Genomic DNA, 17,367 nt, shown 5'->3' on the forward strand with positions numbered 1-17,367 from the left:
CCTGGCGGCGTTTCAAAACCAAACCGAAACGCGAAGGTCTGAGGCAGGTCCTCGAACCGAAGGAGAGATGAGCATGAGCAGCGGATGCGGAGCGCCGCAGCAGTCGGCGACGGCGGTGGCCGAGGACACCGACCAGGTCGTGGTGGCCGGGAAGGTGCGGGCCGGGGACCAGCCGGTCGGCGGAGCTTTCGTCCGCCTGCTGGACTCCTCCGGTGAGTTCACCGCGGAGGTCGTCTCCTCCCCGGAGGGCGACTTCCGCTTCTACGCCGCCCCCGGCGACTGGACGGTCCGGGCCCTGCACCGCGACGGCAAGGGCCAGTCCGCCGTCACCACGGCGGGCCCCGGCGTGCACGCGGTGGACATCGCGGTCGCCTGATCTGTTCGAGGTGGAGGGCACCTCCGGGCCGCGGCTCGGAGGTGCCCTTCATCGTCTGATCAGCGGGTCTTCTTGGAGCGGAGCAGGGCGAAGGCGCGTTCGTCGCGGTCCTGGGCGCTCGGGTTGGAGTCCTGCGTGCAGCCGACCGTGGTGAAGTCCACGACCTCCCAGCCGGCGCGGTCGAACAGCCGGCGCAGCCCCGCCTCGCTGAAGATCCAGAAGTTGGTCGCGTCGTTGTTCGCCTCGGTCGGGTCCAGCAGGTAGGCCACCGGCTGCTGCTGGATGCGGGTGCCGTCCGGGGTGAGCTGCGCGATCCGGGTCGAGACGAAGCAGAGGTCGGCGCGCTCGGCCAGCCGCTCCAGCACGAAGAACGGGTTCTTCAGGTGGTAGAGCAGCCCGAGGAAGAACACCGCGCCGTAGTGCTCGGCGGGCAGCTCGAACTGGGCGTCCAGGTCGATCTCGTGCACCTGGACCTTCGAGTCCAGCTCCGCCACCAGCCGCCGCGCGCCGCGCAGGCCGTTGAAGTTGGTCGGTGCGTTGTCGATCACGTCGACCTGGCAGCCCAGCTCGGCCTCCAGGAAGAACCCGAAGTCGCCGTCGGCGGCGCCGATGTCGGCGATCCTGGTGCCCGCGATCCGGTCGAACACCTGCCGCTGCGGCCCGCTGAGCAGCGCATCCAGGTGGAAGATGTTGGCCATCGTGTCGTACGGGTACCAGCCGAAGTCGCTGGGCGCGATCTCGTCCTTGCGCGCCAGCAGGTCCTCGCGGAAGGCCAGCGCCCGCTCGCGCAACGTCTCGAAGTCCATGTGATTCCCGTCCGGGCCGTGGGTGCCCGCCAGATCATGCCCGACGCCACACCCCGCCGGGCTCACTCGGTGGTTATTCTTTGCCCGTGGAACTTATCGACTTCCTGCACTACGGCCTCGTCACCCTCGTCGGCCTCGCCGCCGTGGCCACCATCTGGTTCGGCGCCTACGTGGTGTACCGCCTGTACAGCGACTGATCCGGGACAACCGGTAGCCTTCCCACCGTGACTGCAACGCCCAACGAACCGCAGCGCGGCAGCGGTGACGCCGCAGTCGCCGCAGCTGCCGAGCGCGCCAAGCTCACCGCGCACCGCAACGTGCCGGAGTTCGAGGACCTGCCCGGCCCTGGCGACACGGCCAACCTGCGCCTCGGCCCGTCGCTGAACGACGCGTGCCTGGCGCTGCTGCCGATGGTCGGCGTGTGGCGCGGTGAGGGCGAGGCCGCGCACCCGTCGCTGGAGGAGACCTACCGGTTCGTCCAGCAGGTCACGATCTCGCACGACGGCCGGCCGTTCCTGGCCTACGAGAGCCGCGCGTGGCGGCTCGACGGGGAGGGCGGCGAGGTCGTCGGCCCCGCGTTCCGCGAGACCGGGTTCTTCCGCCCGCAGCCGGACGACACCATCGAGCTGCTGATCCTGCACGAGACAGGCGTCGCCGAGATGTTCTTCGGCCAGCCGACGGCCCAGACCACCTGGCAGTTCGGCACCGACGCGGTCCTGCGCACCCCGTCCAGCGAGGACGTCACGGCGGCCAGCCGGCTCTACGGCGTGGTCGACGGCTCGCTGGCCTACGTCGAGGAGCGCGCGACCTCCGAGCACGAGCTCCAGCCGCGCCTGTCCGCCAAGCTGGACCGCGTCGTCGGCTGATCAGGAACTTTTTCGTGGTCGTTCTGCTCGGGTGGTCGCCCAGCGGAACCTGAGTGCTTCCCCGGACCGCGGGTGCCCCTCCTGTATGCCCGATGCACGGCGGAGGGGCCGTCCTCGCCAGGAAACCACTCAGAACCCGCCAGCGGTCACCCCGAGCGGCTGCCGACGCTTGCACGAGCGCGGACGGCTACACCCACAGCGCTTTCACGAGGCACGAGCGTGGTGCTGCTCGCGGAGCAGCACCACCACGAGCCCCAGCAGTCCGAGCCCGGCGGCGAATCCCACGACCAGCGGCGTCGTGCCGACGTCCGGGATGAACACCTCCTGCTCGGACACGAACAGCTTCCAGCCCTCGCGCCCCGCCTCCGAGGCCACGTTCGCCGTCTCCGGAACCGCGTAGTGGGTCAGCTCGGCGCCGGTGCCGCGCCGCACGCCGCGCACTCCCATCTCCGCGCCGGCGAAGACCAGCGCGGACACCGCGACGATGGCCAGTCGCGGTGCCCACCTCGACGTCAGCAGCGCGGCCACCACGCACCCGAGGCTCAGCACCGACAGCGCGGTGATCCACGCGTCCTGGTGCCAGGGCAGCTCGACCAGCGGGCGCTCATCGGAGACCACGCAGGATTCCCAGGTCAGCTGCCCGGTCATGCCCGGGTTGCCGAGTCCCCCGCCGCAGCCGGTCAGCACCATGGCCAGCTGCCACGCCCATGCCGCGCTCACCAACAGCAGTCCGGCCACGACCGGGCCGCCGACGATCCACCGGTGCGCAGGTCTGCGCAATTCCGCCACCTCCTCATGGCCCCCGGTACGAGGGACGCACCGGACGCGGTTCGGGTTGCGCGCAGGCGCTGTGGTTGTCAGACCCGGCCACTAGCTTCATCGGCAACGACGACGAAAGAGGCGGGCACGATGACCACCACCGGCGAGCGCGCGGACATCCTGGAACTGCTGCGGGCGCACCGCGGTTTCCTCCGGCACACGGTGCAGAACCTGAGCGAGGAGCAGGCCCGCTCGCGGCCGACCAAGAGCGAGCTCTGCCTCGGCGGGCTGATCAAGCACGTCACCGCGGTCGAGCGGAACTGGGCGGACTTCATCCGCAACGGCCGCAAGTTCGACGCCTACGACGAGGCCGCCTTCGCCGAGCAGGCGGCGACGTTCCGGATGACCGACGAGGACACGCTGGAAGCGCTGCTGGCCGACTACGACGAGGTCGCGCGGAACACCGACGAGATCGTCGAGACCCTCCCCGACCTCGACCTCGCCCACCAGCTCCCGGAAGCGCCGTGGGACGCGGAGAAGGGCAAGCGCTGGACGGTGCGCCGGGTGCTGCTGCACATCGCCGCCGAGACCGCCCAGCACGCCGGTCACGCGGACATCATCCGCGAGACCATCGACGGCCAGAAGACCATGGGCTGACCTACCGCTCCAGGCACGCCGACGTTCCGACCCACCGATACCACCCGCAAGTTCAATTGAAATCGACGCCGAGATTTCAATTGAACTTGCGGGCCACGTCGGTGTGTCGGGTGCCCGACACACCGACGGTGCGTCGGGTTCCACGCGATTTCAATGGAAATCGACCCGCTGATTTCCATTGAAATCTCCTCTGAGATCAGTAGTTGGACTCGTAGAGCCGGGAGATCTCCGCGTGCAGCTCGGGGTCGGCCTTGATCGCCGTACCGTCGATGGTGTGCACCTGGGTCACCAGGCGGACGCTGGAGCACATCCAGACGCCGTCCGCCTCGAACAGCGCCGAGACCGGGAACGCCGAGACCTCGGTCCGCCAGCCCGCCTGCTCGGCGGCGCGGAACAGCGCGCCCTGCGTGGTGCCCTGGAGGATGCCGGAGCTCGGCGGGGTGGTCACCAGGGTGCGGCCGCGGGCGATCACCACCGTGGAGGTCGGGCCCTCCAGCACCGAGTCGTCCGTCGCGGTGAAGATGACCTCCTGCGCGCCGCGCGACTCCGCCTCCCGCAGCGCGGCCATGTTCACCGCGTACGACAGCGTCTTCGCCGACAGCAGCAACCAGGGCGCGCGGTCCATCAGATCCGGCGCGAAGCCGCGCTCCAGCGTCACGGCCGCGACGCCGTCGCGGCGCTTGCGCCGGGTGTCCTCGCCGATCTGCATGCCCATCGCGAAGCCGTGCGGGGTGCCGTCGCCCTCGTCGAGCCCGCGGGTGCACACCAGCTTCAGCGCCATCTCCGGCTCGGTGTCCCACGGCCAGCTGTCGATCACCGCCTGCGCCGCCCGCTCCCACGCGGCGCGCTCGGGCAGCCGCATCTGCATCAGCCGGGCGGACCGCTCCAGCCGGTCCAGGTGCGGGCCGAGCTCCCGCGGCTGCCGACCGGCGACGAGGACCGTCTCGAAGATCCCGTCGCCGCGCATCACCCCCAGGTCGTCGGCGCGGAACAGCGGAGCCTCGGGGTCGACGATCGTCCCGTCCAAAAGAGCCAGTACGCGCATGCCGGAAGCGTAGAACCTCGGGTGCCCGGATCCGGGCCGGGTCGCGCGCGCGTCCGGTGGTCGGCGCAGCGGAGTTACGATCGGAAGTGCCGACCGGAGCGCGCCGAGCACAGGAGCGGGCATTGAGCGACCAGGGATCGCTGCGCAGCACCTTGCACCAACGTGGCATGCGGATGACACCGCAGCGCCAGCTCGTGCTGGACGCCGTGCGCGAGCTGGGCCACGCGACGCCGGAGCAGGTCTGCCGCAAGGTGCAGGGCACCGCCTCCACGGTCAACATCACCACCGTCTACCGCGCGCTGGACCTGCTGGAGGAGCTCGGGCTGGTGCGGCACACGCACCTCGGGCACGGCGCGCCCACCTACTCCGTCGAGGAGCACGAGCACGTCCACCTCGCCTGCCACCGCTGCGGCGAGATCGACGAGGTGCCGACCGAGACGCTCGACGCGCTGGCCGAGCAGCTCCGCCGCGAGCGCGGCTTCGAACTGGACGCGACCCACCTCGCGCTGTCCGGCGTGTGCCGGAGCTGCCGCGCGACCGAGGTGGATTGATGGCACGCACGTCCCGATCGGCCCCGCCCGGCCGGCCGGACATCCCGCAACACATCGAGGAGCGCTGATGAGTTCACCCCTGTTGGACCTGCCGGGTGCGATCCCCGCACCGGAGGACGCGGTGGACGTGGGCGTGCCATGGCACTTCGGCGATCCGTTCGCCGAGCAGCGCTCGGCCAGCCGCTCCGCGGTGCTGGTCGACCGGTCGCACCGGCAGGTGCTCGCGGTGCCGGGTGAGGAGCGGTTGAGCTGGCTGCACCTGGTGCTCTCGCAGCACCTGACCGAGCTGCCGGAGGGGCAGGGCACCGAGGCGCTGATCCTGGACAGCCACGGCCGCGTGGACTGCCACCTGCTCGTCGCCCACCACGAGGGCGTGGTCTACCTGGACACCGACGCCGGTGCGCAGGCCAGCAGCGCGCTGCCGACGATGGGCGTCGAGGGCAGGCAACCGGTCGCGGAGTACCTGGAGGCGATGCGCTTCTGGTCCAAAGTGGAGCCGCGGGACGCCACCGCGGAGTTCGCGGTGCTCACCGCGATCGGCCCGGACGCGGGCGGCATCCTCGCCCAGTTCACGGCGGTGCCGTCCAAGCCCTACCAGGTGGAGGCGCTGCCCGGCGGCGGGTTCGCGCGCAACGTGCCCTACCGCTCGCTGCCGACGATCGATCTGGTGGTGCCGCGCGAATCGCTGGTCGAGTGGTGGACGAAGCTGACCGACGCGGGCATCCGGCCCTCCGGCACGCTCGCCTTCGAGGCGCTGCGGGTGGAGGCGCTGCGCCCGCGCGTCGGGCTGGACACCGACGACCGCGCGATCCCGCACGAGCTCGGCTGGGTGCACGTGGCCGCGCACGTGGCGAAGGGCTGCTACCGCGGCCAGGAGACCGTGGCGAAGGTGCACAACGTCGGCAAGCCGCCGCGGCGGATGGTGCTGCTGCACCTGGACGGCTCGGCGGAGGTGCAGCCGGAGACCGGCGACCCGGTGTGGCACGGTGACCGCAAGGTCGGCCGGATCGGCAGCGTCGTGCAGCACCACGAGCTCGGCCCGGTGGCGCTGGCGCTGCTCAAGCGCTCGACGCCGGTGGACGCCGAACTCGTCGCGGGCGACCCGGAGGACCGGGCGGTGGCCGCCGCGGTGGACCCGGATTCGGTGCCGCCGGACAGCGGCGAGCCGCCGGGGCGCGTCGCCGCGGAGCGGTTGCGCGGCCGGTAGCCGGTTCTTTACGCAGCGCTTTCACAACGACATCAGCGAATTGTTGGCGAGTTCCACCGAATTGCCGGAGGATGGCCACGTGATCGAAGTCCGCCCGGGTGGACGGCGCCGCATCGACAGGGTTCTGTCCCCGGACTACACCAGTGGAATCGAAGACCTCGTGCTGGGCGAGGTGCGGGCGCTGCGGGACGAGGCGGCGCAGGAGGAGACCGACCTCTCGTACCTGCGCCGCGTGCTGCACGCCCGGATCGACATCGTGCGCGCCGAGCAGCGGCGGCGGGCGGAGGGCGGCTCGACCTCGGTGGTCGAGCAGTTGGTGAACATCCTCTCGGACAACGCCGTCGGTCCGGCGACCGGTTCCGGCCGCTACCAGACCACCGAGCCCTCGCGCGCCGAGGCGCACCGCAGGCACGTCGAAGCGCTCGTCTCCGACGTCGACCTCTCCAACGTGACGTCGCTGTCCGAGGCCAAGCTGGACCAGGCCCTCGACGCCTACACCGCCGAAGAGGACTCGGTGTCCCGGCGCCGCCGCGAGGTGCAGCAGGTGGTGGACCGGCTCAACGCCGAGATCGCCCGCCGCTACCGGGAAGGCGCCGCCTCGGTGGACGACCGACTGGCGGAGGAGCGCGACCGGCACTGACCGCACCACCGGTGTCCGAAGTGGATGCCGGTGGTGCCGCGCCGCGCCGATTCCGCGCGAGATCGGCGACATTTCCGGCGAGATCGGCGATTTCGCGTGAAATCGTCCACCCGGAACAGATGCCGCAGCCGAAAGTGCGGCCGATCTCGCGCGCCCGCAGCACGATCACTCCCGCGGATCCGCACGCCTTCCCAGCCGACCCCGTTCGCGCTACGCTCAGATACTGAAACAAATCTCCCACTATCTGAGATGGAAGCCATGTCGGACACCTACACCCACGGGCACCACGAGAGCGTGCTGCGATCGCACCGCTGGCGAACCGCCGAGAACTCCGCCGCGTACCTCATCCCGCGCCTGCGGCCGGGCACCGAGGTGCTCGACATCGGGTGCGGGCCGGGCACCATCACGCACGACTTCGCCGCGCTGGTCGCGCCCGGCCGGGTGCTGGGCGTGGACAACGTCGACGAACCGCTGGAGATCGCCCGCGCCGGAGCGGCCGAGCGCGGCCTGGACAACATCACCTTCGCCAACGCCGACGTCCACGACCTGCCGCACGCCGACGACTCGTTCGACGTCGTGCACGCGCACCAGGTCCTGCAGCACCTGGCCGACCCGGTCGCCGCGCTGCGCGAGATGCGGCGCGTGTGCCGGCCGGACGGCGTGGTCGCAGCCCGCGACGCGGACTACGGCGGAATGCGGTGGTTCCCGGACAACCCCGGCCTGGACCGCTGGCTGGAGCTCTACCGCGACGTCGCCCGCCACAACGGCGGTCACCCGGACGGCGGCACGCACCTGAAGGCCTGGGCGCAGGAGGCGGGCTTCCGCGAGGTCACCTGCACGGCCTCGGCGTGGTGCTTCGCCACGCCCGAGGAACGCGCCTGGTGGGGCAACCTGTGGGCGGACCGCATCCGCCGCTCGTCCTTCGCCGAGCAGGCTCTGGGCCACGGTCTGACGACCCGCGCCGAGCTGGAGGAGCTGGCGACGGCGTGGCACGCCTGGATCGACGCGGAGGACGGCTGGTTCGCGGTCCTCAACGGCGAGATCACCTGCCGCCCCTGACGCGCTGAACAGCGACCGCGACGGTCACCGCAGCCGTCGCATGGCGCCGCAGGCGCCCGACCACCCTCGGAACCCGCACCGCCGCGGGTTCTCGGACGCTTCCTGGCGAGGGCAGCCCGTTCGCCGTGCATCGGAACAGGCTCCCGGAGCCAGGGAGCGTCCGAGGTTCCGCGACCCGCACCGCCAGGCAAAAGGAGTCGGGAATCCCGATCGTCAGTTGTGGCGTTCGCGGGAGGCGAACTCGGCCCAGAAGTCCCGGAGCGCTTCGTAGCGGGTCGCCACCTCTTCCGCGTCGTCGGCCTCCATCGCGTCGACGATCGCGTGCACGTCCTCTGCCGAGGTGTCGGCCTCCAGGTCGCTGGTGGTCATCAGCTGCACCAGGCCGCCGTAGTCCAGCTCCACCGCCGAGTGCGGGTGGAAGCGCTCCAGCCAGCGGCCCGTCTCGCGCAGGATCCGCGTCGGCCCGTCATCGCCGATCGACTGGCGGGCGATCGAGTGCGCCCGGGCCACCCGGCGGCGGGCGTCGGCCATCGCCACCCGCCAGCACACCCGGCGCCGGTCCGGCTCGGTGAACACGCACCGCTCCTCGGGGTCCACCAGCACGAACCAGGGCAGCGGCACGGTCCAGGTCGACGACAGCACGTGCACCGCGCCACCGGCCAGCTCGCTGACCACCGCGCTGGCGCGCACCTTGGCCTGCTCCACCGGCACCGTCAGCGCCGCCGTGCGCAGCGGCAGCTCCGAGTCGCCCAGGAACCCGACCAGCGCCGCCGCGGACCGGCCGCGCAGGTCCAGCGGGCACACCAGCGGCCCGGGGCCGACCGTGGCCGCGGGCCCGCTCGGCACTTCCTTGGGATCGAGCACCAGCACGTCTCCGACGCCCTGGACCTCGCCGTCGGCGTTCTCGCCGGGCAGCAGGCGCGGCGGTGCGGCGAGCTGGCTGCGCAGCCAGACGCCCTGCTCCCGCAGACCGGCGTCGAACGGGTCGACCGGCCCTCGCTCGACCACCGCCGCCAGCTCCTCGTGCAGCGGTGCGTCGAAGGACGACAAGGGCTCGTACACCCTCAGATAGGCGACGAACGGCTCAGGCACAGCTGCATCGTGCCAGACCGCCCGAGCGGGTCCTCCGGCGACTCGCGGACGTCGGAAAACGGTGGGGAGGGCGACGTCACCCAAGACACGGCCACTCAGACCCGGCACCACGTCGCGTTCAACCGCCTCGACACGGTACGGTAGTTACAGGAAAAGTTGTCGAGATCATGCGGGGCCGACTTTCCCCTGTCCGCCCCGCACACCCTGTGCGAGGGGGTCGAGCCATGGGGCGCGGCCGGGCTAAGGCCAAGCAGACGAAGGTGGCCCGCGAGCTGAAGTACAGTTCCCCGTCCATGGACATCGAGGCGTTGCAGCGAGAGCTGTCCGTCCCGGAGTCCGGCGAGTGGTCCAACGAGGACCGCGATGACTCGCACGACGACGGGTATGACGACTACGACTACGGCCGACGCTGAAGCACATCTCCACCGAGGACGGCAGCTGAACGCTGCGCGCTCGGTGAACGGATGCGTCGCAAGTCGTTCGTCTTGCCGAAAAGGTGGGAATTGACGAACTCGCGGAGTCCCACATAGGAGGAGCTCACGGGAGTGGCGTCGCCGGGAAACCGGTGGCGCCACTCACGTGCGTCTACTCCTCGGGCACGTCAACAGCCGAGCGGTGAAGCACCGCTCGGCTCGTTGCGTTGGACAGGTTCCACCGGCCGTGCGCGTGGACGGGCGCTGAGGTTCCAGCCTTGGACGGCCGACCGCGACGCATGACCCTCACCGATCGGAAGGTGTCGCGTGCGCCGCAGGCGCACAGCTCACGCTGTCAGCTTGCACCGCCGCGGGTTCTCAGCGTTCGCCTGGCGAGGACGGCCCGGCCGCCGTGGTCATGCATGAAGTCGGGCACTCGCAGTCCCAGGCGGGCGCTGAGATTCCGCCACCCGCACCGCCACGCAGGACGAGCCCGGAAGAACACAGGAAGACGCCGGCGTGCGCGGGCCGCCTCTCGGCGGATGGCGCTGTGAGGCTCCAGCCGGACGGTATTCCTCGCAGGCTCTGGTTGGGGCCCGGGGGCACGCGCGCACGCCGGCTCCCCGTACAACGAACCGGCTGCTCCGGGGATTCCCGCCCGGCCGGGTGAAATGCGAACGCGGCTCCCGGACGGTGTCCGAGGAGCCGCGCCCGGCGTTCGGGATCAGAACCGCGGGTGGTTGCCCCGCAGGATCACGCGGTCCTCCTCGCGGGCGTCCTCGACCGCGGGCTGCTTGGCGATCTCGCCGAGCACCCAGGCCGGGACGTGGCGGGCCGTGAGCACCGCCAGGGCGCGGTCCACGTCCTCGGCCGTCACCACCGCGACCATGCCGATGCCCATGTTGAAGGTGCGCTCCATCTCCTCGGCCTCGACGCGGCCGCGCTGGGCGATCATCCGGAACACCGGCGCCGGCGTCCAGCTGCCGCGATCCAGCACCGCGGTCAGGCCTGCCGGGATGACCCGCGCCAGGTTCTCCGCCAGGCCACCGCCGGTGACGTGCGCGAACGTCCGCACGCCCGCCTCGGCGGCCAGCGCCAGGCAGTCCTTGGCGTAGATCCGGGTCGGCTCCAGCAGCTCCTCGCCGAGGGTGCGGCCGAACTCCTCGACCTGGCCGTCCAGCGGCATCCGGGCGATGTCCAGCAGCACGTGCCGGGCCAGCGAGTAGCCGTTGGAGTGCAGCCCGGAGGAGCCCATCGCGATCACCACGTCGCCGGGGCGCACCTTGTCCGCGCCGAGCATCGAGTCCGCGTCGACCACGCCGACGCCGGTGGCGGAGATGTCGTACTCGCCGGGCGCCATCATCCCGGGGTGCTCGGCGGTCTCGCCGCCCAGCAGCGCGCAGCCGGCCTGCACGCAGCCCTCCGAGATGCCCTTGACGAGCTCGGCGATCCGGTCCGGCACGACCTTGCCGACGGCGATGTAGTCCTGCAGGAACAGCGGCTCCGCACCGCACACCACCAGGTCGTCGACGACCATCGCGACGAGGTCGATGCCGACCGTGTCGTGCTTGTCGACCGCCTGCGCGACGGCGAGCTTGGTGCCCACGCCGTCGGTGGAGGAGGCCAGCACCGGTTCCTTCCAGCGGTCGAGCTTGAGCTGGAACAGGCCGGCGAAGCCGCCGAGCGAACCGAGCACCTCGGGCCGGGTAGCGCGCTGCGCCCACGGGCGCATCTTCTCGACCGCTTCGTCACCGGCCTCGATGCTCACCCCCGCAGCGGCGTAGGTGGCTTTCGGGCTCTCGGGCTGGGCAGACCCTGCGAGCAGGTCTTCGGACACGACTGGCTCCACATTCTGGTGCGATTTGAGATTCGCCGGACGCGCATGTGTAGCACGGACAACGCTACGCGTCGACGGCGAACCTCGGGGGCTGTTGCGGGCGGATCAGGGCCGTTGCAGTGCTTCGGCGGCGCCGTAGCCGACCGGCAGCACCGGTTCGGCGGGGCCCGCCACGCCCCGTTCGGACTGGCCCTCCAGCACGTACTTGCCGAGCTTGGCGTCGTCCGGCAGCTCGATCGGGTACTCGCCGTCGAAGCAGGCCGCGCACAACCGGGTGCGGGGCTGCTCGGTGGCCGCGACCAGGCTGTCCAGCGACACGTGGCCGAGGCTGTCCGCGCCGATGGAGCGCCGCACCCCGTCCATGTCCAGGCCGTTGGCGATCAGCTCGGCGCGGGAGGCGAAGTCGATGCCGTAGAAGCACGGCCACTTCACCGGCGGCGAGGCGATCCGCACGTGCACCTCGATGGCACCCGCCTCGCGCAGCATCCGGACCAGGGCGCGCTGGGTGTTGCCGCGCACCACCGAGTCGTCCACCACGACGAGCCGCTTGCCGCGGATCACCTCGCGCAGCGGGTTGAGCTTGAGCCGGATGCCGAGCTGGCGGATGGTCTGCGAGGGCTGGATGAAGGTGCGGCCCACGTAGGAGTTCTTCACCAGGCCCTGGCCGTAGGGGATGCCGGAGGCCTGCGCGTAGCCGATCGCCGCGGGCGTGCCCGACTCCGGCACCGGGATCACCAGGTCGGCCTCGACCGGGTGCTCCTTGGCCAGCCGGCGGCCGATCTCCACGCGGGCGCCGTTGACCGAGCGGCCGGCGATGGTGGTGTCCGGGCGGGCCAGGTAGACGTACTCGAAGATGCAGCCCTTGGGCTTCGGGTTGGCGAAGTGCTGGGAGCGCAGGCCGTCGCCGTCGATGGCCAGCATCTCGCCGGGCTCGACCTCGCGGACGAACGAGGCGCCCACGATGTCCAGGGCGGCCGTTTCGCTGGCCACCACCCAGCCGCGTTCGAGGCGGCCGAGGACCAGCGGGCGCACGCCGTGCGGGTCGCGCGCCGCGTAGAGCGTCTCCTCGTCGCAGAAGACCATCGAGAACGCGCCGCGCAGCGTCGGGAACAGCTCCATCGCCGCCTGCTCGACGCCGAGGTCCGCGGCGCGCGCCGCGAGCAGCCCGGTGACCAGGTCGGAGTCGGTGGTGGCGCGGTCGCAGGCGTTGGCCGGGGAGGAGCTGTTGGCCGACACCGTGTCCACGCCCTCGGCGTTGATGCGGTCGAGCAGCTCACCGGTGTTGACCAGGTTGCCGTTGTGGCCGAGCGCCAGGCCGCTGCCGGTGACCGTGGTGCGGAAGGTGGGCTGGGCGTTCTCCCAGGTACCGCCGCCGGTCGTGGAGTACCGGGCGTGCCCGACCGCGACGTGGCCGCGCAGCGACGCCAGGGTCTGCTCGGTGAACACCTGGCTGACCAGCCCGGTGTCCTTGTAGACCAGCACCTGCGAGCCGTCGCCGACGGCGATCCCGGCGGCTTCCTGGCCGCGGTGCTGGAGGGCGTAGAGACCGTAGAAGCTGAGCTTGGCGACTTCCTCGCCAGGAGCCCACACGCCGAAGACGCCGCACTCCTCGCGGGGGACGTCTCGTTCGATCGGATCGCCGGCGGGACCGGAGAGGTCCGCGCGGGCGCTTGCGTTGGCCGGTTCGGGCCGGTCGGTGACCACCGAGAACTCCCTGAAGGACGAAGCCGGAGTTGCACCTCAGTGTAAACAGCGGGAAACCCGCCGAACGCCAGCCCAGTGGTGGCGACCGTCTCATCGCCGCGGGTCGCCCCGGCGTGACTCGGTGTCGGTGATCAGGTGTCGATTCGGAGCAGCGGGAGCCACTGGGAGATGTCGGCTCGGGTCCCGGAGGCCGTGAGGGTTCCTCGGTCGAGCGCTTCGGGCCAGGTCAGGCGGCCGGTGGCGAGCTGGAGCCAGGTGCGCGCGTCGGTCTCGACGACGTTGGGCGGGGTGCCGCGGGTGTGGCGGGGACCCGCGACGCACTGCACCGCGGCGAACGGCGGGACGCGGACCTCGACGCTGTTGCCCGGCGCGATCTGCTCCAGCGTGCGCAGGCTCAGGCGCACCGCCGCGGCCAGCTCGGGCCTGGCGGGGCGCTGCGCGTCGTCGTCCAGCCAGGGCTGCACCGCGACGACGGCTTCGCGCATCTCGGCGGGATCAACGGCACGTCGGCTGGCCATGCGGCAAGCCTACGAAAGCGCCCCGACGGCCCCTCGTGGAGCTCCGTCCGGGCTGGTCAAAGACCGTGAGTGCTTTGGGGCGCTATGACACCCCAAAGCACTCACGGCAGCTGACCAGCGGAAACCTATAACCAGCCGAGCTTGACCGCTTGCATGCCCGCCTGGAAGCGGGTCTCGACGCCCAGCCGGGCGATCAGCTCGCGGACCCTGCGGTGCGCGGTCCGGGCGCTGAAGCCCATCAGCCGGCCGATCGTGTCGTCCGTCGCGCCCGAGGCCAGCAGGGACAGGATCCACCGCTCCTCCTCGGTGGGCTGCATCTCCTGGCCGGACAGGTCCTGAGCCGCGGTGAACGGCGCCGCGAAGCGCCACATGTCCTCGAAGATCCGGCCGAGCGCGGCCAGCATCGCCGAGCTGCGCACCACCACCGCGCTCTCCACGGTGTTCTCGCTCACCGTCAGCGGCATCAGCGCGATCTCGTTGTCCACCATGATCAGCTTCGTCGGCGCGACGTGGATCACCCGCGCCTGCTCGCCCTGCGCGACCAGCTTGGTGGTGATGTCCAGCTGCGGCGGCAGCGCCAGCGCCGAACGGTCGTAGAGCACCTGGTACTGCACGCCTTCGGCGAGCTTGCGGGATTCCAGCGAGTCCAGCGGGCCGGTCGTCACGTACGGCGGCTTGGCCACGCCCTGGACCAGGTGCGCGGCGTTGCGCTGCAGCTCATAAGCAGCCCAACCGACCCGCTTGGCTCCGTGCACCACCTGCAGCACGCCGCCGTTGCCGGACTGCGCCCGGGCGGCGCGGGCGACCGACGCGACCTGCGCCTGCACAGCCCGTTCGGTGAGCGGCTCGGTGGCCGCTGTCTCCCTCGTCGGCTCGTCGACCGCGGTCGACGCATGGGCCAGGTCCTCGGTGTATCCGGGAAGCACGGCACACCCCTCCTCGTGTGCCCCGGCAGCACCGATCAGCACCGGCACCGCGAATGGACACTGAACACCCCCGTTGATGGCAACGTAACCACCGGGAACGATCGCTGGAACCGACTTTCGCACGATGGCGCGCAGCGACCTTGGATTGACCCCGTTCGGCCGCACCCCGGCGTCCCCCGAATGCAGCAGCGGACGCGACGCGGGCCCCTCCCGATCATCGTCAGGAAGGGCCCGCGGTTCGCATCGTGCTACCGGATCACAGCTCGCCGATCTGCAGCAGGTCGGTGATCGTGCCCGACGGCGCGTTCTGGATCTTGCCGGTGGCGGCCTGGCCCTGCAGCCCGGAGATCACGTCGGCGGGAGCCGCGTCCGGGTTGGCCTGCAGGAACAGCGCGGCGACGCCGGCCACGTGCGGGCTGGCCATCGAGGTGCCGCTCAGGGCCTCGGTGCCACCGCCCGGGACGGTGGAGACGATGTCCACGCCGGGGGCGTAGCCCTCGACGCTGGCGCCGAAGTTGGTGAACTCCGCGGAGCCGTCGTTCTCGTCCGAGGCGGCCGTGGTGAACACGCCCTCGGCGCTGGCCGGGGACACGTTCTCGGCGTCCTGGCTCTCGTTGCCGGCGGCCACCGCGAGGAAGACGCCCTTGTTGACCAGGTTGGTCGCGGCCTCGTCCAGCGCCGGGTCCTTCGGGCCACCCAGCGACATGTTCGCCACCGACGGGCCGCTGGCGTTCTCGGCGACCCACTCGATGCCGGACACGACCTGCTCGGTGGTGCCGCTGCCGTCGTCGCCGAGCACCTTGACGCCGACCAGCTTCGCACCCGGGGCAACACCGTAGGTGGTGCTGCCGATGGTGCCGGCGACGTGGGTGCCGTGACCCTGCTTGTCGGTGCCGTCACCGCCGTGGGCGTCGAAGCCGACCTCGGCACGACCGCCGAAGTCGGGGTGCGACGGGTCGATGCCGGTGTCGATGATGTAGGCGGTGACGCCCTCACCGGAGCCGGACGGGGCGTAGTTGCCGTCCAGCGGGAGGTCCGGCTGGTCGATCCGGTCCAGGCCCCAGGACTCGACGGCCTGCTTCTTGGCCGGCTCGACCTGGATGCGGTAGCTCTGCGAGACGTTCTCGACCTTGGCGCTGGCGCGGACCTTCTCCAGCTGTTCGGGGCTCAGCTTGGCCGAGAACCCGTTGAGGGCCGAGTCGTAGACGTTGCGGGCCTGAACGCCGAGCTCCTCGGCGACACCCTGGGCCGCGATGTCGTTCTTGAGGTTGACGATGTAGACGTCCGCGTCGTCGGCGCTCGCCACCTTGGCCTGCGGGTGCAGGATCAGCGGTGCGAGGTCGATCTGCGGCTGTGCGCCGGCGGGAGCTCCGGCGAACACGAGCGCCGCTGCGGCAACGCCTGCCCCGGTGCCGTAGAGCAGCTTCCTCATGTGTCCCCTCCTTCAAATGCGCTCGGGTGGGGCCGAGCGAAGGTGTTTCACGGCGGAACGTAACCAGGGAAAACACTCGTACGGGTGATGTTGGCGATTTGTCGCCACACAATCGGGCGGAGGGGTGAACGAATTCCCATCTCTGCCTGGCCTACCGGGAATGAGCAGGCAAAATCGCGCCCGCCGCGAACAGCGGCGGGCGCGGTGAAATTACCGTTACATCCTTGTTTCCCAGATATTGAGCGCGTCGGGTGAGCTCAGGTCGTATTCACGGAGTGAGCAGCGGAACCACGATCAGGTGGCGGCGACCCAGCGGCGCAACCGGAGGCTGGCCGCCTCCGCGTGCTCCGGCCCGAGATCGTCGGCGGCGCCGTCGGGGACCAGCCCGTAGTGCAGGTAGAGCGCGCGCTCCTGCGCAGGCGGCAGATCGCCCTGGTCGAGCAGGACGCGGGGCGCCAGCCGGACCGCTTCCCGGTCCACCGCGACGGTGAGCGTGTCGCCGTCGAAGGCGGCGCCCGCCAGCGGCACGAAGCTCTCGTTGGTGCCGAAGAGTCCGGTTTGGACGGTGACCCAGGCGGGCTGCTCGGTGTCGTCGTCGACGAACAGCTGGCCGACGATCCCCATCCGATGACCGGCCGGGTCGAACACCTCGCACCCGAACATCCGCAACGCTTCCCGCTGACCGATCATCGCCGCCTCCCCTCCCCGAAACCCTCCGCCAGTCTCCACCCGGACCGGCCGCGACGGCACCTCGACAACGGCTGGTCCCGGACCGGGTGGCACCCTCGGGGAGTGCCCGGCAGCAGCTGGGCGCGACGATCAACAGCACGGAGCCCGCGATGTCCGAACCCGCCCTGCCCGTCCCGCCGATCACCGACGAGATGCGCGCGCACGCCGAGCAGAACCCCAACAGCTGGCTCTACATCACCGATCCCGGCTACGCCGCGGACGGCGGCGAGGTGCCGCCGGAGGGCATCGTGGGCGCCTACCGGATCGGCCCGGACGGCGAGATCGACGAGGAGTTCCAGGTCAACGACCGCTACCAGCCCTCCGCGATGGTCACCGAGCGGCCGGAGCCGACCAACGAGCTGGAGCGGGTGCTGGTCGAGATCGCCGAAGGCCGGATGTCCGATTCCGCGCTGCCCGCGGCGATCCTCGACGCCGAGCTGCTGCTCTACGCGCCGAGCGCGGAGGACCAGATGCTCTACACCGCGGAGATGTCCGACGGCAGCCAGCTGCTCCCGGCGTGCACCTCCGCCGGTCGGGTGCCGGACGACTGGCCGGGTTTCCGCCGTGTCCCGGGCAGCGCGCTGCCGGAGCTGCTCAACGGCCTCGCGCTCGGCATCAACCTGCACGAAGCGGTCCAGGCGATCATCCCGCACAGCGTCCTGGAGCAGACCGCCGCCGAACGGGCGTGATCCCGCAGCTGCCACGCGCTCCTCGCCCGCTCCTGCCGAGCAAGCCAGCCACCGCGGACTC

19 protein-coding genes are annotated in these 17,367 nt (G+C 71.1%); 9 read left to right on the plus strand and 10 right to left on the minus strand.

All coding sequences use genetic code 11. From position 1 onward, the window contains the following. The first annotated feature begins 73 nt into the window (after positions 1 to 73). A complete protein-coding gene (locus C4T78_RS26755; protein WP_170210246.1) occupies positions 74 to 376 on the plus strand; it encodes a DUF1416 domain-containing protein in 303 nt (100 codons plus the stop codon). A 59-nt stretch (positions 377 to 435) separates the two neighbouring features. Here C4T78_RS26755 and C4T78_RS26760 read toward each other — a convergent pair whose 3' ends face one another. Next, on the minus strand, positions 436 to 1,182 hold the full coding sequence (locus tag C4T78_RS26760; RefSeq protein ID WP_093358202.1) for a class I SAM-dependent methyltransferase: 747 nt from the start codon (positions 1,180 to 1,182) through the stop codon (positions 436 to 438). A gap of 224 nt (positions 1,183 to 1,406) precedes the next feature. Here C4T78_RS26760 and C4T78_RS26765 point away from each other — a divergent pair, with 224 nt between their 5' ends. Continuing rightward, on the plus strand, positions 1,407 to 2,048 hold the full coding sequence (locus C4T78_RS26765; RefSeq protein WP_093358203.1) for a heme-binding beta-barrel domain-containing protein: 642 nt from the start codon (positions 1,407 to 1,409) through the stop codon (positions 2,046 to 2,048). 204 nt (positions 2,049 to 2,252) lie between these two features. Here C4T78_RS26765 and C4T78_RS26770 read toward each other — a convergent pair whose 3' ends face one another. Beyond that, positions 2,253 to 2,828, minus strand: coding sequence for a hypothetical protein (locus tag C4T78_RS26770; RefSeq protein ID WP_093358204.1), 576 nt, complete (start codon positions 2,826 to 2,828; stop codon positions 2,253 to 2,255). Positions 2,829 to 2,957: 129 nt separating this feature from the next. Here C4T78_RS26770 and C4T78_RS26775 point away from each other — a divergent pair, with 129 nt between their 5' ends. Further along, complete coding sequence (locus tag C4T78_RS26775; RefSeq protein WP_093358205.1) at positions 2,958 to 3,464, plus strand: DinB family protein; 507 nt, start codon at positions 2,958 to 2,960, stop codon at positions 3,462 to 3,464. Between the two features lie 196 nt (positions 3,465 to 3,660). Here the strand turns inward: C4T78_RS26775 and C4T78_RS26780 are convergent, their stop codons facing one another. Next, entirely contained in the window at positions 3,661 to 4,509 is an 849-nt protein-coding gene (locus C4T78_RS26780; protein WP_093358206.1) for an aminodeoxychorismate lyase, read from the minus strand. 122 nt (positions 4,510 to 4,631) lie between these two features. Between C4T78_RS26780 and C4T78_RS26785 the strand changes: the two genes are divergently transcribed. The 4 genes from C4T78_RS26785 to C4T78_RS26800 all read left to right on the plus strand — a co-directional run bounded on the left by C4T78_RS26785 (position 4,632) and on the right by C4T78_RS26800 (position 7,966). Then, the gene (locus C4T78_RS26785; RefSeq protein ID WP_258958363.1) at positions 4,632 to 5,060 is read left to right on the plus strand and encodes a Fur family transcriptional regulator; all 429 of its coding nucleotides are present in this window, start codon (positions 4,632 to 4,634) and stop codon (positions 5,058 to 5,060) included. A gap of 67 nt (positions 5,061 to 5,127) precedes the next feature. Beyond that, entirely contained in the window at positions 5,128 to 6,267 is a 1,140-nt protein-coding gene (gene ygfZ, locus C4T78_RS26790; protein ID WP_177247813.1) for a CAF17-like 4Fe-4S cluster assembly/insertion protein YgfZ, read from the plus strand. Between the two features lie 79 nt (positions 6,268 to 6,346). Beyond that, positions 6,347 to 6,907 (plus strand): RsiG family protein, encoded by a 561-nt coding sequence (locus tag C4T78_RS26795; protein WP_093358207.1) that lies wholly within the window; start codon positions 6,347 to 6,349, stop codon positions 6,905 to 6,907. 258 nt (positions 6,908 to 7,165) lie between these two features. Then, positions 7,166 to 7,966: a class I SAM-dependent methyltransferase gene (locus tag C4T78_RS26800; RefSeq protein WP_218161753.1), complete on the plus strand. Its 801-nt coding sequence runs from the start codon at positions 7,166 to 7,168 to the stop codon at positions 7,964 to 7,966. A gap of 213 nt (positions 7,967 to 8,179) precedes the next feature. Here C4T78_RS26800 and C4T78_RS26805 read toward each other — a convergent pair whose 3' ends face one another. Then, positions 8,180 to 9,058, minus strand: a complete 879-nt coding sequence (locus tag C4T78_RS26805) for a DUF8083 family protein (protein WP_093358209.1) — start codon at positions 9,056 to 9,058, stop codon at positions 8,180 to 8,182. 224 nt (positions 9,059 to 9,282) lie between these two features. On the opposite strand from C4T78_RS26805, the gene C4T78_RS26810 reads away from it, so the two are divergent. Next, positions 9,283 to 9,471 (plus strand): DUF3073 domain-containing protein, encoded by a 189-nt coding sequence (locus tag C4T78_RS26810; RefSeq protein WP_093159217.1) that lies wholly within the window; start codon positions 9,283 to 9,285, stop codon positions 9,469 to 9,471. Positions 9,472 to 10,195: 724 nt separating this feature from the next. On the opposite strand, the gene purM is transcribed toward C4T78_RS26810, so the two are convergent. From purM to C4T78_RS26840, 6 genes are all read right to left on the minus strand, one after another. Further along, entirely contained in the window at positions 10,196 to 11,308 is a 1,113-nt protein-coding gene (gene purM, locus C4T78_RS26815; RefSeq protein WP_093159215.1) for a phosphoribosylformylglycinamidine cyclo-ligase, read from the minus strand. 105 nt (positions 11,309 to 11,413) lie between these two features. Continuing rightward, entirely contained in the window at positions 11,414 to 12,940 is a 1,527-nt protein-coding gene (gene purF / locus C4T78_RS26820) for an amidophosphoribosyltransferase (protein WP_093358308.1), read from the minus strand. A gap of 203 nt (positions 12,941 to 13,143) precedes the next feature. Further along, entirely contained in the window at positions 13,144 to 13,530 is a 387-nt protein-coding gene (locus C4T78_RS26825) for a sterol carrier family protein (RefSeq protein ID WP_093358210.1), read from the minus strand. A gap of 125 nt (positions 13,531 to 13,655) precedes the next feature. After that, positions 13,656 to 14,456: a helix-turn-helix domain-containing protein gene (locus tag C4T78_RS26830; RefSeq protein WP_093358211.1), complete on the minus strand. Its 801-nt coding sequence runs from the start codon at positions 14,454 to 14,456 to the stop codon at positions 13,656 to 13,658. 256 nt (positions 14,457 to 14,712) lie between these two features. Further along, entirely contained in the window at positions 14,713 to 15,888 is a 1,176-nt protein-coding gene (locus tag C4T78_RS26835; protein ID WP_093358212.1) for a S8 family peptidase, read from the minus strand. Positions 15,889 to 16,182: 294 nt separating this feature from the next. Next, positions 16,183 to 16,578: a PRC-barrel domain-containing protein gene (locus C4T78_RS26840; protein WP_093358213.1), complete on the minus strand. Its 396-nt coding sequence runs from the start codon at positions 16,576 to 16,578 to the stop codon at positions 16,183 to 16,185. Positions 16,579 to 16,727: 149 nt separating this feature from the next. Here C4T78_RS26840 and C4T78_RS26845 point away from each other — a divergent pair, with 149 nt between their 5' ends. After that, positions 16,728 to 17,306 carry a type VII secretion system-associated protein gene (locus tag C4T78_RS26845; protein WP_093358214.1) on the plus strand — a complete coding sequence of 193 codons (579 nt, stop codon included), beginning with the start codon at positions 16,728 to 16,730 and terminating at the stop codon, positions 17,304 to 17,306. The last annotated feature ends 61 nt before the right edge of the window (positions 17,307 to 17,367 follow it).

This window comes from Saccharopolyspora kobensis, assembly GCF_900108315.1.
In the GTDB taxonomy this organism is placed as follows: domain Bacteria; phylum Actinomycetota; class Actinomycetes; order Mycobacteriales; family Pseudonocardiaceae; genus Saccharopolyspora; species Saccharopolyspora kobensis.